This is a genomic window from Streptomyces sp. NPDC050549, from assembly GCF_040655035.1.
GTDB lineage: Bacteria > Actinomycetota > Actinomycetes > Streptomycetales > Streptomycetaceae > Streptomyces.
Genome location: NZ_JBFAJD010000017.1, coordinates 17,878 through 31,484, shown reverse-complemented (window position 1 = coordinate 31,484; position 13,607 = coordinate 17,878). Strand labels below are relative to the sequence as shown.

Annotated in this window: 14 protein-coding genes; 5 read left to right on the top strand and 9 right to left on the bottom strand. The window is 70.8% G+C overall.

The features are described from left to right. Positions 1 to 37 precede the first annotated feature (37 nt). Both AB0I51_RS24410 and AB0I51_RS24405 read left to right on the top strand, forming a co-directional pair. Positions 38 to 922, top strand: coding sequence for an RNA polymerase sigma-70 factor (locus AB0I51_RS24410; protein ID WP_362978417.1), 885 nt, complete (start codon positions 38 to 40; stop codon positions 920 to 922). Between the two features lie 239 nt (positions 923 to 1,161). Further along, positions 1,162 to 1,923, top strand: a complete 762-nt coding sequence (locus AB0I51_RS24405; protein ID WP_362978415.1) for a GntR family transcriptional regulator — start codon at positions 1,162 to 1,164, stop codon at positions 1,921 to 1,923. 156 nt (positions 1,924 to 2,079) lie between these two features. Here AB0I51_RS24405 and AB0I51_RS24400 read toward each other — a convergent pair whose 3' ends face one another. From AB0I51_RS24400 to AB0I51_RS24390, 3 genes are all read right to left on the bottom strand, one after another. Further along, positions 2,080 to 3,234, bottom strand: a complete 1,155-nt coding sequence (locus AB0I51_RS24400; protein ID WP_019070977.1) for an ROK family transcriptional regulator — start codon at positions 3,232 to 3,234, stop codon at positions 2,080 to 2,082. Positions 3,235 to 3,333: 99 nt separating this feature from the next. Beyond that, positions 3,334 to 3,996 carry a response regulator transcription factor gene (locus AB0I51_RS24395; protein ID WP_362978413.1) on the bottom strand — a complete coding sequence of 221 codons (663 nt, stop codon included), beginning with the start codon at positions 3,994 to 3,996 and terminating at the stop codon, positions 3,334 to 3,336. A gap of 14 nt (positions 3,997 to 4,010) precedes the next feature. Continuing rightward, a complete protein-coding gene (locus AB0I51_RS24390; protein WP_362978411.1) occupies positions 4,011 to 5,168 on the bottom strand; it encodes a histidine kinase in 1,158 nt (385 codons plus the stop codon). Between the two features lie 108 nt (positions 5,169 to 5,276). Between AB0I51_RS24390 and AB0I51_RS24385 the strand changes: the two genes are divergently transcribed. From AB0I51_RS24385 to AB0I51_RS24375, 3 genes are read left to right on the top strand one after another with little or no spacing between them, the layout of a single operon-like run. Continuing rightward, positions 5,277 to 6,197, top strand: a complete 921-nt coding sequence (locus AB0I51_RS24385; protein ID WP_362978409.1) for an ATP-binding cassette domain-containing protein — start codon at positions 5,277 to 5,279, stop codon at positions 6,195 to 6,197. 2 nt (positions 6,198 to 6,199) lie between these two features. Beyond that, positions 6,200 to 6,922, top strand: a complete 723-nt coding sequence (locus tag AB0I51_RS24380) for an ABC transporter permease (RefSeq protein WP_362978407.1) — start codon at positions 6,200 to 6,202, stop codon at positions 6,920 to 6,922. A gap of 57 nt (positions 6,923 to 6,979) precedes the next feature. Further along, positions 6,980 to 7,396: a hypothetical protein gene (locus AB0I51_RS24375; RefSeq protein ID WP_362978405.1), complete on the top strand. Its 417-nt coding sequence runs from the start codon at positions 6,980 to 6,982 to the stop codon at positions 7,394 to 7,396. A 4-nt stretch (positions 7,397 to 7,400) separates the two neighbouring features. Here AB0I51_RS24375 and mug read toward each other — a convergent pair whose 3' ends face one another. The 6 genes from mug to AB0I51_RS24345 all read right to left on the bottom strand — a co-directional run bounded on the left by mug (position 7,401) and on the right by AB0I51_RS24345 (position 13,247). Then, positions 7,401 to 7,964, bottom strand: coding sequence for a G/U mismatch-specific DNA glycosylase (mug, locus tag AB0I51_RS24370; RefSeq protein WP_362978678.1), 564 nt, complete (start codon positions 7,962 to 7,964; stop codon positions 7,401 to 7,403). Next, on the bottom strand, positions 7,961 to 9,403 hold the full coding sequence (gene purB, locus AB0I51_RS24365; protein ID WP_362978403.1) for an adenylosuccinate lyase: 1,443 nt from the start codon (positions 9,401 to 9,403) through the stop codon (positions 7,961 to 7,963). Before purB ends, mug begins: the two co-directional genes overlap by 4 nt. A 73-nt stretch (positions 9,404 to 9,476) precedes the next feature. Next, a complete protein-coding gene (locus AB0I51_RS24360) occupies positions 9,477 to 9,818 on the bottom strand; it encodes a DUF4326 domain-containing protein (RefSeq protein WP_362978401.1) in 342 nt (113 codons plus the stop codon). A gap of 6 nt (positions 9,819 to 9,824) precedes the next feature. Further along, positions 9,825 to 10,076 (bottom strand): hypothetical protein, encoded by a 252-nt coding sequence (locus AB0I51_RS24355; protein ID WP_362978399.1) that lies wholly within the window; start codon positions 10,074 to 10,076, stop codon positions 9,825 to 9,827. A gap of 160 nt (positions 10,077 to 10,236) precedes the next feature. Continuing rightward, the gene (locus AB0I51_RS24350; protein ID WP_362978397.1) at positions 10,237 to 12,126 is read right to left on the bottom strand and encodes a propionyl-CoA synthetase; all 1,890 of its coding nucleotides are present in this window, start codon (positions 12,124 to 12,126) and stop codon (positions 10,237 to 10,239) included. 209 nt (positions 12,127 to 12,335) lie between these two features. After that, a complete protein-coding gene (locus AB0I51_RS24345) occupies positions 12,336 to 13,247 on the bottom strand; it encodes an alpha/beta hydrolase (protein WP_362978395.1) in 912 nt (303 codons plus the stop codon). Between the last annotated feature and the right edge of the window lie 360 nt (positions 13,248 to 13,607).

Below are 13,607 nucleotides of genomic sequence, written 5' to 3'. Positions count from 1 at the left end.
CCTGGACAGGGCCGCACGCGTCGCATGGGATGGGACGGTGACCACCGACACGCCGACCGACGTCTTCGAAGAGCACCGCCCCGTCCTCATGGGAGTCGCCTACCGCATGCTCGGGCGCGTGGCCGACGCCGAGGACGTGGTCCAGGAAGCCTGGCTGCGCTGGTCCGGAGCCGACCACCGCGCGGTCCGCGAACCGCGCGCCTACCTGGTGCGCGTCACCACCCGCCTCGCGATCGACCGACTGCGCCAGATCAAGGCACGCGGTGAGACCTACGTCGGCCCCTGGCTGCCGGAGCCGTACGTCACCGACTTCGGGGACACCGTCCCGGACGCCGCCGAACGGGCCGTCCTCGCCGACTCCGTGTCCCTCGCCGTGCTCGTCGTCCTGGAGTCGCTCTCGCCGCTGGAGCGTGCGGTATTCGTCCTCAGGGAGGCCTTCGGCTACCCGTACGCCGACATCGCGGCCATGCTGGACCGCGGTGAGCCCGCCGTGCGTCAACTCGCCGGGCGGGCCCGCAAACACGTCGACGAAGGACGTCCGCGCTACGAGGTCGACCCGGTCCAACGCCGCGATCTGACCGAGCGGTTCCTCGCCGCGGCGGCGGAGGGCGACCTGGAGGGGCTGATGGAGCTGCTCGCACCGGACGTCCGACTGGTGGGCGACAGCGGCGGCAAGGCGAAGGCGCCGCTGCGGATCCTGGAGACTGCGGACAATGTGGGCCGCTTCCTGGTCGCCGTCGCGGGCAAGGGCATCCCGGAGATCTCGTTCCGCTTCCTTGAGCTGAACGGTGGACCCGCGGTGCTGGTCCTTTCGGGCGACAAGCCCGACAGCGTCTTCCAGGTGGACGTATCCGCCGGGCGCATCCGATCCGTGTATATCGTCCGCAACCCCGACAAGCTCCGGTCGCTGGCTTCCGCTTAGCCGAGCCTCCGGCAAGGCCCCCGTTTCGCGACGGGGGCCTTGCCGTCGTGTCACGAAACAGCCCCTTTGCGAACGCCGTGTGAACGCTCCACGGCAACCGCTCTCTGTCTTGCCTGTGGGTTCCAGGATTGGTCTTGACCAAGGGTGTGGGTCGTCCTATGGTCACTGATAAGTGAAACAACCTTTAATAAACAAGGGCGCTAAAACGCGGCCGGACCACGGCGATTGCGGAGGACAGGGTGGGGACCACGCAGTTGGAATCGGTGCCGGAGCCGAAGTACTGGCATCTCAAGACAGTGCTGAGTGAGGCACTGGACTCCGAGTTCTCCGTGGGCGAGATTCTGCCCAACGAGCGAGACCTGGCCGCCCGCTTCGGCGTCGCCCGGGCCACACTCCGGCAGGCTCTGGAACAACTCGAACTCGAAGGCCGGCTGCAGCGCCGCCGGGGCGTCGGCACGACCGTCGCGCCGCCGCGCGTGGGTGTCGCCGTCGGCACCGAACAGCACGCCTGGCCGGGCGCCGCCGAGGACGCCTGGCAGTCCGTCGACTGCGTCCTGGCGGCTCCGCCGGCGTCCGTGGCCGCCGTCCTGGAGACCGCTTCCGAGGAACCGGTGCACATCGTGCGGCGCTCCCGGGTGAGCCACGGCCAGCCTGTCGCCGCCGAGCTGCTCTACATCCCGGAGTCGTCGGTGCCCGACCTCTCCGCGATAGACACTCCGTCCGCGACGGCACGCGCGCGTGCCGTACTGCGCGAGCTGCAGCGCCTCGAACTGGAAGGCCAGGACCGTGCCGTCGAGCTCGGCTCGGCCCGCGCGGACGACGCCAAGGAACTGGACCGCCTCCCCGGGGCACCGGTCCTCGTCGTCACGACCCGCTTCTTCGCCGAGGGCCGCACCGCCGCGGTCTCCGTCGCGACCTACCGTGCGGACACCTGCCGCCTGACCTTCGCCGACTCCGGCGGCGTGGAAATACACCACGGCCCGGAACGCCAGGCTTCCTGACGGCGGTCACAGCTCACCCCGTCGCGCCCCGGCACTCCACCGGGGCGCGACGCGTTTCCCCTTCCGCGCGGCGCCCCAAAGGGGCGCGGGGAACTGTGCGCCCAGCCACAACTGCGCCGCACCCGACAAACGACACCAGCGCGCCCACCCGCCAAGCTAGCGCCGCGTCACCGTGCCTTCGACCGCGAACAGTTGCTCCTCGACATGATCGAGAGCCAACCGCAGTGCCCCCGTGGCCGCAGCCGCCTCGCCCAGCAACGACAGGGCCACCTTCGGCGGTCGCAGGCAATACCGCGCCAACTCCCGCCGCAGCGGCTCCAGTACGCCGTCCAGACCGGCCGCCCAGCCACCTACGACGACGAGCTCGGGGTCCAGGGCCAGGACCAGCGCCGCCACGTCGTGCACCAGGCGCTGTATGAAGCGGTCGACCGCCGCGCGGGCCCGCTGGTCACCGTCGCGGGCCAGCGCGAAGACCTGGGCGACCGCCTGTTCGTCCAAGGGGTGCAGCGGTTCGTCCGTCGTGGACAGCAGCGTCTCCGGAGTCACGTCCCGGCCCAGCAGATGCAGCGCGCCGATCTCACCGGCCGCCCCGCGATACCCCCGGTGCAGCCGCCCCCCGATCAGTGAACCGGCGCCGGGGCTCAGCCCAGCCAGCACCATCACCATGTCGTCGGACTCGGTCGCCGCGCCCTTCCAGTGCTCGGCGACCGCCGCCGCGTTCGCGTCGTTCTCGACCAGGACGGGGCACTTGAAGGAGCGGCTCAGCCGCTCGCCCAGGTGCAGTCCCGTCCACTGGGGCAGCGCGGTCCCCAGCCGTACCGTGCCGTCCGCCTCGACGATGCCCGGTGTGGCGACCCCGACCGCCCGCAGCGAGCCGCGTGCCACTCCGGCCCGGCGCAGCAGCTCGGCGACCGCCGTGCGCAGCCGCTCCAGGCGTTCGTCCGCCGACGCCGTCTCGTCGACGTCCTTGGCGATCGCGCCCAGCACCCGGCCGTCCAGGTCGGCGAGGAGCACGGCGACGCGATGTGCGCCGATCTCCAGGCCCAGCAGATGCCCGGCCTCGGCCCGGAACCTGAACCGCCGCGCGGGCCGCCCCTGGCGCCGTACAACGCTCTCGTCGGCCGCCTTCTCGACGACGAGCCCGGCCTCGATCAGTCCCTCGACGACGCCTTCGACGGTCGGCCGGGACAGACCGGTCACCCGGGTGATCTCCGTCAGCGTGGCGCAGTCCGTCGCACGCAACGCGTGCAGCACCACCGCGGAGTTGATCCTCCGCAGCAGCGAGGGGTCCCCGCCGGTCAGCCCCGCCAAGGTCTGTCCTCCCAGCTCGTGCGCGTGTTGGGCGGATCGTACTCGGCGCGGGGGACCCCGGCGAGTGCCGGGCGCCACGGACTCACGAGCCCCACCGGATCACCCGGGTGCCACGAACCCCGACTCGTACGCCGCGATCACCGCCTGCGTACGGTCCCGGGCCCCCAACTTCGCCAGTACGGCGCTCACATGCGACTTCACCGTCTCGGTGCCGACGACCAGCCGGGCGGCGATCTCCGCGTTCGACAAACCCCTGGCCATCAGACGCAGCACCTCGGCCTCGCGCTCGGTCAGCCGGGCCCGCTCCAGCACCGCGCGCGCCGCCCGGTTCCCGCCGCCGTCGCCGTACTCCGCCGCCAACTGCCTTACGGAGGCCGGGAACAGCAGCGACTCGCCCTCGGCCACCAGCCGCACCGCGTGCACGATCTCGGCCGGCCGGGCCCTCTTCAGCAGGAAACCGTCGGCACCGGCCCGCAGCGCCTCGTACACGTACTCGTCGTTCTCGAAGGTCGTGATGACCAGGATCTTCGGCGGGTTCTCGACCGTGCGCAGCACCGCGCGCGTGGCCTCGATGCCGTCCAGGAGCGGCATCCGTACGTCCATGGCGACCACGTCGGGCCGCAGCTGCCGCACCAGCGGGATCACCGCGGCCCCGTCGGCGGCCTCTCCGACCACCTCGATGTCCGGCTGCGCCGCCAGCACGGCCCGCAGACCCGCGCGTACGAGAGGTTCGTCATCGACCAGGAGAACGGTGACCGGCATCCGGCCAGCCTAGATCAGCGCAGGGGCAGCTCCGCGTGCACCTGCCAGTCACCCTCGTCCGGCCCGGTGTACGCCCGGCCCCCGAGCAGCGCGGCACGCTCGCGTATGCCCCGCAGACCGCTGCCCCGGCCAGGGCCGGACATCTCGGCCGTCAGCGGATTACGGACCTCAAGGTCGAGGGTGTCGTCGGCGACCTGGATACGGATCCGGACGGGGACGGCCCCGGCGTGCCGCAGCACATTGGTCAGCGCCTCCTGCAAGATCCGGTAGCCCTCCCGGGAGACCGGCCCGGACACCGTCTCCAACGGCCCGGTCACCTCGGCGTCGACCTTCGCCCCGGATGCCCGCGCCGACTCCAGCAGCCGGTCGGCATCCACCAGCGTCGGCCGACTGCTCACCGGACGCTCCGCCTCCCGGAGTACGCCCAGCACCCGCTCCAGGTCCTCCAGCGCGGCCCGGCCGGTCTCCTCGATGGCACCCAGCGCGCGTTCGGTGAACTCAGGATCACCCGCCGTCCGTGCCGCGCCCGCCTGCACCACCGCCACCGTCAGCGCGTGCCCGATGGAGTCGTGCAACTCCCGCGCGATGCGGTTGCGCTCAAGCAACTGCTCGGTGCGCTCCTCCAGCGCGGCGAGCTGCTCCGCGCGCGAAGGGCCGAGCAACTTCCGCGCCAGCGACGTGGCCAACGTGCCGAGACCGACTACGGCCACGTACAGGGCTATCAGGGGCAGGGGCGCCAGCAGGGCGTACCAGCCGTGCGGCGTCGCCTCCTTGAGAAGCCGTACGTCGTCGTGGGGCACATGCCCTCGTGCGGCCTCGATCAGCTGGAAGGTGATGATCGGCAGCCAGACGCAGGCGAACGTCGTCGCCCACCCCAGCGCCATCCGGGCCTCCAGCCACAGCACGGTGCGTCCCCGGTCCCGCCAGGTCGCCGAGGGCGTCACGGAGATCCCCGGGTCATCCCTGCCCGGCGTCAGCAGCAGCTGCGCCTGCACGCCTTCCCCGATCCGCACGGCCGGGATCAGACCCACCGGGATCAGCGCGATCGCGGGTGCGTACGGCGTCTCGGGGCTGATGAAGATCCACACGCTGGTGATCAGCATCGGCACCCAGAGGTGCAGCAGACGCGTGTACGTCGTCCCCCGGAGCAGCGGGCGCAGGAAGCGGGCCATTCCGACATCGTGACAGCGGGCACTGACATTCGACCTCCCCCGGGCGGGGGAGACGATCTCCACCGGCGGGGGAGGCGTCAACTCCCTTGAATGCCCAGGCTGTTGGCCATGACCAGCATCGACGTACGAGACCTCACCAAGGAGTACGGCACCCGGCGGGCCGTGGACCATGTCACCTTCGGCGTCCGCCCCGGCAAGGTGACCGGTTTTCTCGGCCCCAACGGCGCCGGGAAGTCCACCACCATGCGCCTGGTCCTCGGCCTCGACCGGCCCACCTCCGGAACCGCCACCGTCGGAGGCCGCCCCTACGCCGAACTCACCGAGCCGCTGCGCCACGTGGGCGCCCTGCTCGACGCGCAGGCCGCCCACGGTTCCCGCACCGGCCGCGACCACCTGCGTGCCCTGGCGGTGAGCAACCGCATCCCGGTCGCCCGGGTCGACGCGGTGCTGGAGGAGACGGGACTCGCGTCGGTCGCGCGACACAGGGTGAAGACGTACTCCCTGGGCATGCGGCAGCGGCTGGGCATCGCGGGTGCCCTCCTGGGCGACCCCGAAGTCATCCTGCTGGACGAGCCGTCGAACGGCCTCGACCCCGAAGGCATCGTCTGGATCCGGGAGTTGCTGCGCCGCTTGGCCGCGGAGGGCCGCACGGTCCTGGTCTCCAGCCACCTGATGAACGAGACCGCCTCCTTCGCCGACCACCTGGTCGTTCTCGGGCGCGGACGACTCCTCGCCGACACCCCCATGCGGGACTTCATCGACGCGCGCGTGCAGCCCCACGTACGGATCCGTACGACGGACGCCGGCGCCCTGAAGGCCGCGCTCGCCGGGCACGGTCACGACGCCGTGGAACACGAGGACGGGCACTGGATCGTGACGCACGCACGCGTGGACGAGATCGGCGTCCTTTTGTCCGCGGCGGCCGTACCGATCCTCGAACTGGCCTCCGCAGAAGGCACGTTGGAGCAGGCCTACCTCGATCTGACCGCCACCGAGACCGAGTTCACCGCCCACCACCAGGAGGCCTGACCATGGCATTCAGGCCCGTGTTCCACTCCGAGTGGATCAAGATCCGTACCCTGCGCTCCCAGCTCGTGTCCCTCGCCACGATCCTCGCGGCGACGGCACTCTTCTCCGCGCTCGCCTCCTCCGACACCGGCGGCGACGACTTCGACCCGCTCTTCTCGGTCTTCTTCGGTGTGACCTTCGGACAGATCGCGGCGATCGCCTTCGGCACGGCCGCCGTGTCCTCCGAGTTCCAGGGCGGAGCGCTACGGTTGTCGCTCGCTGCGGTGCCGCGCCGAGGGCGCTGGTTCGCGGCCAAGGCGACGGCGATCGCCGTACCCGTGCTGGCCGTCGGCCTGGTCACCGGTGGCGTGACGCTGCTGGTGGGCCGGGCGGTCCTCGGCACCAGGGCCGACGGGCTCGGCTGGGCGGAACAGGTGCGCGGTGTCGTCGGCTGCGCCGTCTATCTCACGCTGATGGCGCTGTTCGCGGCCGGTCTCACGGCGCTGCTGCGCAGCGGCGCGGCGACGCTGGGCATCCTCATCCCGTTCCTGCTGATCGTGTCCTTCGTGATCGGCGACATGTCGAACAACATCGCGGACCTGCTGCCCGACCGGGCCGGCCAAGTAGCGTTGCACGCCACCTGGGACGGTGCGACGGGCCCCTGGACCGGGCTCGCGGTGACGGCGCTGTGGACGGCGGCGGCGTTGGCTGCGGGGGCGTGGAGCGTGCGGCGCCGGGACGCCTGATCCGGGTAGTCACTGACGCCCCGCCAATTGTCAGTGGCGGCCGCTTTACTGGATCACATGGACATCGTCGCGAAGCACCTGGCCGCCGTCGACCGGCTCAGCACCCAGGAGTTCCCTGCGGAGCCGAGCACCTCCGGTCGCTGCGCGGCCGGGCCGGGCTACTTCACGGTGGAGTTGGAGACCGACCAGGAGCTGACGGCGGACGATGTCGACGCGTTGCGCCAGGGCACGGCGAAAAGGCTGAACGACCGCCTGGGCGAACAACTCCCGTGGAGCCAGCTTACGGTGAGGGTGCGCATGGAGCGGGGCGAGAAGATACCGGAGCCCTGGGCCGCACTCGCTGACCGCACCGACGCGCTGGACGCGTGGCAGGCACAGGACACCTGCCGCTGGATCGCCCTCGGCGTGGCCGACCGGGAGGACCGGGACGCGATCCAACTCCTCGTCGCGGTCACGGACATAGACCCACCGTGACCTGCTAGCTCCGCGCAGCGTCCCGCAACCGCCCGAACTCCTCAGCCATGCTCCCCGCCGTCCAATGCGCGTTCAGCCCGCTCGGATTGGGCAGCACCCACACCCGCGTGTCCCCGAACACCCGCTCCTGCGGCCCCACTTGAGCCCGACGGTCGTCGAATGCGGCCCGGTAGGCCGTGACGCCCAGCACCGCCAGCCACCGTGGTTGCCACCCCGCCAGCTTCGAGGCGAGGGACTGTCCGCCCTCCCGGTACTCCTCCGTGCTCAGCTCGTCGGCCCGTGCCGTCGCCCGAGCCACCACGTTCGTGATGCCGAGCCCGTACGACAGCAACTCGCCCTGCTCCGAAGGCTTCATGAGCCTCGGTGTGAATCCGGACAGATGCAGCACCGGCCAGAAGCGGTTGCCGGGACGGGCGAAGTGATGGCCCGTGGCCGCCGTCATCAGACCCGGGTTGATCCCGCAGAACAGCACACCGAGGCCGTCCGCGACGACGTCCGGTACGAGACGGTCGCGGGCGGCCTCAAGCTCGGCCTGGGTGAAGCGCTTCGGAGGCGTCGGTGGCGTCAGAGGATCGCCCCGGGGGTGTAGCCCGCGGCCTCCGGGTGCTGCTTCGCGATCTCCTCGACGCGGGCGACCACGGCGGCGACCTGGTCGGCTGCGGCACCCGTGAAGGACAGCTTGTCGGCCATCAGCGCGTCCAACTGGGCACGGTCCAGCGGGATCCGCTCGTCGGCGGCCAGCTTGTCCAGCAGCTCGTTGCGTTCGGCGCCCTGCTCACGCATGGCCAGCGCGGAGGCGACGGCGTTCTCCTTGATGGCTTCGTGCGCGACCTCCCGGCCGACACCCGCGCGGACGGCGGCCATCAGCACCTTGGTCGTCGCGAGGAACGGCAGATAGCGGTCCAGCTCCCGCGCCACGACCGCCGGGAAGGCACCGAACTCGTCGAGCACGGTCAGGAACGTCTCCAGGAGGCCGTCCAGCGCGAAGAACGCGTCGGGGAGGGCCACCCGGCGTACCACCGAGCAGGAGACGTCGCCCTCGTTCCACTGGTCGCCCGCCAGCTCGCCGGTCATCGACGCGTACCCGCGCAGGATGACCATGAGGCCGTTGACGCGCTCGCAGGAGCGGGTGTTCATCTTGTGCGGCATCGCGGAGGAACCGACCTGGCCCGGCTTGAAGCCCTCGGTGACCAGCTCGTGCCCGGCCATCAGCCGGATCGTCTTCGCGAGCGACGAGGGTGCCGCCGCGACCTGCACCAGCGCGGTCGCGACCTCGTAGTCCAGCGAGCGCGGGTACACCTGGCCGACCGAGGTGAACGCCTGCGAGAAACCGAGGTGGGAGGCGATCCGCTGCTCCAGCTCCGCGAGCTTCGCCGCGTCGCCGCCGAGCAGGTCCAGCATGTCCTGCGCCGTGCCGACCGGGCCCTTGATGCCGCGCAGCGGGTAGCGGCCGAGCAGCTCCTCGACCCGGCCGTACGCCACGAGCAGTTCGTCGGCGGCGGTCGCGAAACGCTTGCCCAGGGTGGTGGCCTGCGCGGCCACGTTGTGCGAGCGGCCGGCCATGACCAGCTCGCCGTACTCACCGGCCAGCTTGCCGAGACGGGCCAGGACGGCCACCGTGCGGTCGCGCATCAGCTCCAGGGAGAGCCGGATCTGCAGCTGCTCGACGTTCTCGGTCAGGTCGCGGGACGTCATGCCCTTGTGCACCTGCTCGTGCCCGGCGAGGTCGTTGAACTCCTCGATCCGCGCCTTGACGTCGTGCCGCGTGACCTTCTCGCGCTCGGCGATCGACGCCAGGTCGACCTGGTCGAGAACGCGCTCGTAGTCCGCGATCGCGGCGTCCGGCACCTCGATCCCGAGGTCCTTCTGGGCCCGAAGCACAGCGAGCCAGAGCTGCCGCTCCAGCTTCACCTTCTGCTCGGGGGACCAGAGCGTGGCGAGCTCGGTGGAGGCGTAACGTCCGGCGAGGACGTTCGGGATGCGGGGCTTGGCGGCAGCGGAAGTCACGTGTACGGATTCTACTGGCGATTCGTGCAGGCCAGCGCCACAGTCTCCTTCGTCGGAAGCTACGAGACCTCCGTCACCACCCCGAGTCCGCCAGCTCGGCCAGCACCCCCGCATGGCACGGCAGCGGCGCGCACCAGCAGGCCGGCGTCCGTCCGCGCAGCTCCGGCACCAGGGCCAGCAGGTCGGGGCGGTCCAGCAGATACGCCCGGTACTTCGCCATCACCTCCGCGCGCGTGCCGTCCCTGCGGCGCGTGGGGGTGTCGTAGGCGAAGGGGTTGTAGAGCGGGTGCCGGGGGAGGTCCCAGCCGCCGAGGGTCCAGCGGCGGCCGACGTAGACGAGGTCCTCGGGGGCGAGTTCCAGGCGGGGGCCGAAGTCGTGGATGCGGCCCCTGACGTTGATCACCCGTGTGGACATGGGGAGTTACGCCGCCGGGCCCTCGTAGGGGAGGAGGTCCGGGCGCTTGGGGGAGCGGCCGTCGCCGGTGAGTCGGCATGCGAATTCGATGGCGGCGGGTGGCGTCCTGATCTCGGTCAAATCAAGGCCATGCTCGAGGAAGTCCAGAACGGCAGCGATGTTTTCGGACAACGCCACAGGCCCCACGGCGGCGATGTCCTCGTACTTCCAGATCTCGGGAAGCTCGCTGAGCAGGTATTGCAGCACCACGTCGCCCAATTGATCCGCTCTGGGTGCGAGGCCCCGAGCGGATCGCTGAGGAAGGCATGGGCGTCGGTTCCCATCCTCACAAGGTACCCCCGCTCTGGCCGACGGGCCGTGCCGCGCGGAGTCCGGCGGGTCGTGCTCGCCCACCCTCGGCCAGGGCGCTGTCAGTCCTTCACAGGGTGTGACCGGGGTGGCGGAGGACCGGGCGGAGTGTCTCGATGACGCCGGGGTCGTCCACCGTGGAGGGGATGGGTTCGTCGCGGCCGTCGGCGATGCCGCGCATTGTCCTGCGCAGGATCTTGCCCGAGCGGGTCTTGGGCAGGGCGGCCACGACCGTGACGTCCTTGAGTGAGGCGACGGCGCCGATGCGCTCGCGTACGAGCTGGACGAGTTCGGCCTCGACCTCGCCCGGTTCGCGGTCGCTGCCGGCTTTCAGGACGACGAAGCCGCGCGGGATCTGTCCCTTGAGTTCGTCGGCGACCCCGATGACGGCGCATTCGGCGACGTCGGGGTGGGCGGCCAGGGCCTCTTCCATGCTGCCGGTGGACAGTCGGTGTCCGGCGACGTTGATGACGTCGTCGGTGCGGCCCATGACGAAGACGTAGCCGTCGTCGTCGAGGTGGCCGCTGTCGCCGGTGAGGTAATAGCCCTCGTAGGCGGAGAGGTAGGAGGCGACGTAACGGTCGTCGTCCTTCCAGAGAGTGGGGAGCGCGCCGGGCGGCAGGGGAAGCCTCACGACGATCGCGCCGTCGACGCCCGCGGGCACCGGCTTGCCCGAAGCATCGAGGACGCGGACGTCCCAGCCCGGCAGCGGGCGGGTCGGGGAGCCGGGCTTGAGAGGAGCGGCTTCGATGCCCACGGGGTTGGCGACGATGGGCCAGCCGGTCTCGGTCTGCCACCAGTGGTCGATCACCGGGACGCCCAGCAGGTCGCTCGCCCAGTGGTAGGTCTCGGGGTCGAGGCGCTCACCGGCCAGGAAGAGATAGCGCAGGTGGGAGAGGTCGTAGTCGGCGGTGAGCGTCCCCTTCGGGTCCTCCTTCCGGATCGCCCGGAAGGCGGTGGGCGCCGTGAACATGGTCTTGACCCGGTACTCGGCGGCCACCCGCCAGAACTGGCCCGCGTCCGGGGTGCCGACCGGCTTGCCCTCGTACAGGACCGTGGTCGCGCCGGCCAGCAGGGGTGCGTAGACGATGTACGAGTGCCCGACGACCCAGCCGACGTCGGACCCGGTGAACATGGTCTCGCCCGGGCCCACGTCGTACACGGCGCCCATCGACCACTGCAGGGCTACCGCGTAGCCGCCACTGTCGCGGACGACTCCCTTCGGCTTTCCGGTCGTTCCGGAGGTGTAGAGGATGTAGAGCGGGTCGGTCGCGGCCACCGGCACGCAGTCGGCCGGTGCCGCGGCGGCGACCAGGTCCGCCCAGTCGAGATCGTCCGGCCCCAGCGCGGCCTGCCTCTGCGGGCGTTGCAGGATCACACTCTTCTCCGGCTTGTGGACGGCGAGTTCGATTGCCTGGTCGAGAAGCGGCTTGTATGCGATGACCCGCTTGCCCTCGATCCCGCAGGAGGCGGAGACGATCACCTTGGGGGCCGCGTCGTCGATGCGGAGGGCGAGTTCACGCGGGGCGAACCCGCCGAAGACGACCGAGTGGACCGCGCCGATGCGTGCGCAGGCCAGCATCGCGACGGCTGCCTCGGGGACCATCGGCATGTAGATGACCACGCGGTCGCCGTGTCCCACGCCGAGCTGTGCGAGCCCTCCGGCGAAGGTCGCCACCTCGTTCCTGAGCTGTTCGTAGGTGTAGGTGTGGCGGGTGCCGGTCACGGGAGAGTCGTAGACGAGTGCGGGTTGCTCGCCCCGGCCCGCTTCGATGTGCCGGTCGAGCGCGTTGAAACAGACGTTGAGCCGTCCGTCGGGAAACCAGCGGTAGAAGGGTGCGCCCGAGGAGTCCAGAGCGCGTCGCGGAGCGACATCCCAGTCGATGCCCTCCGCCGCCTTCAGCCAGAAGCTCTCCGGGTCCTCGGTACTCGAGCGGAAGACGTCCTCGTACGTTCCCATCGCGCACTCCTTTGTGGCATCGAGGGACGGTGGTGGGGGCTGCTTGCTGAACGGTGTCGGACACAAGTACCGCACACCGGCCGACATGGTCGAGCAGGATGCCGGAAACCGGCGGACCGGTCGCCGGCATGGCGGCGGTGCGGCGGCCCGGCATGGCGGTGGTGCGGCGCCCGGCCGTCAGCAGGCCTTCCGTCAGGTACGGCTTCTGCTCACGTGCCGAGGTGCTTGCGCAGCCACTGACCCATCTGCTGGATCGCCTGGTCCACCTCGGGTACGCGCCCGGCGCCCAGGACGAACGAGTGCTGCCCTTCGGGCATCGGGTGGACCTCGGAGGTGACCTTGAAGTCCGCGAGGCGGCGGCCGAGTTCGGCGCCGTCGTCGGCGAGGGTCTCGTACTCGCCGTAGTGGACGGTCGTGGGCGGCAGGCCGGTCAGATCGGCGTTCGCGATGCTGATCGCGGGGTCGGTGAAGTCCACGGCGGGATCCTGCAGCCAGGCTCCTCGGAAGAGTTCGAGGGTACTCCTGCTGAGCATCTTGTCGTTGTCCTCGTTCTCGTCCACCGACGCGTTCTGGATGGTGAGGTCGGTCCACGGTGAGACGCTGACGATCGCGCCCGGGGTGGCCTCCCCCTTCGCGAGAAGGCGCAGCGGGAGCATGACCGCGAGGGTGCCGCCGATCGAGTGGCCCGTGGTGCCGATGTTCCGCGGCTCGTAGCCCTGCGAGAGCAGCCAGCGGTAGGCCGTCTCGGCGTCGTCGAGCTGCGCGGGGTAGGGGTGTTCGGGCGCCAGGCGGAAGTCCACGACGAGGGAGCGGGCTCCGGCGGCCTTGGCGATGTGGCCGGCGGCCTTGCGGTCCGAGTGCATGGAGGCGGTGACGGATCCGCCGAAGTGGAAGTGGAGCAGCGCCTTGTCGGGATCGGCGCCCTCGGGGATGGCCCACAGGGCGGGGACGCCGCCCGCGTCCACCTCGGCGTATGTGACGCCCTCCGGCTCGGTCGACGCCTTGTGGTTGGAGTCGACGATGTCGCGGATGACGGCCAGGTCGAGACCGGGTGTCGACGACTTCGCGCTCACGCTCGCGAGGAACTCCGCGAACTCGTGTGCCTCTTGGCTTACTCCCATGGTGCTGCTCCTTCTCGGACGGGCGCCGTGCCGGGTTCCCCCGCGGCGGCCGGGTCGATGTGATGGTCGCGATTTCTGAGTATAAGAAAGTGAACTCAGGTGAGGCGGGAATCACCTCGTGGATGCGCGGAGGTCCATGACGGGGCATCGGGTCTGGATCTTGCAGGGCGCCTGCCGGGCGGGTCGCGACCTGTGGACCGGACCGCCCGGGGGCCGGTGGGGTGAGTGCGTGCGACGCGCCTGTGGGCGCCGTCCTGGCCGGCGGTCCGGGGATTCTGCCACCGTGTCCAGGCTTGGCTTCGGTGCAGTCGCGTGGCGGTGGGTGCGGGCGGGGCAGCCGGGCGCCAGTACGCCCTGCCC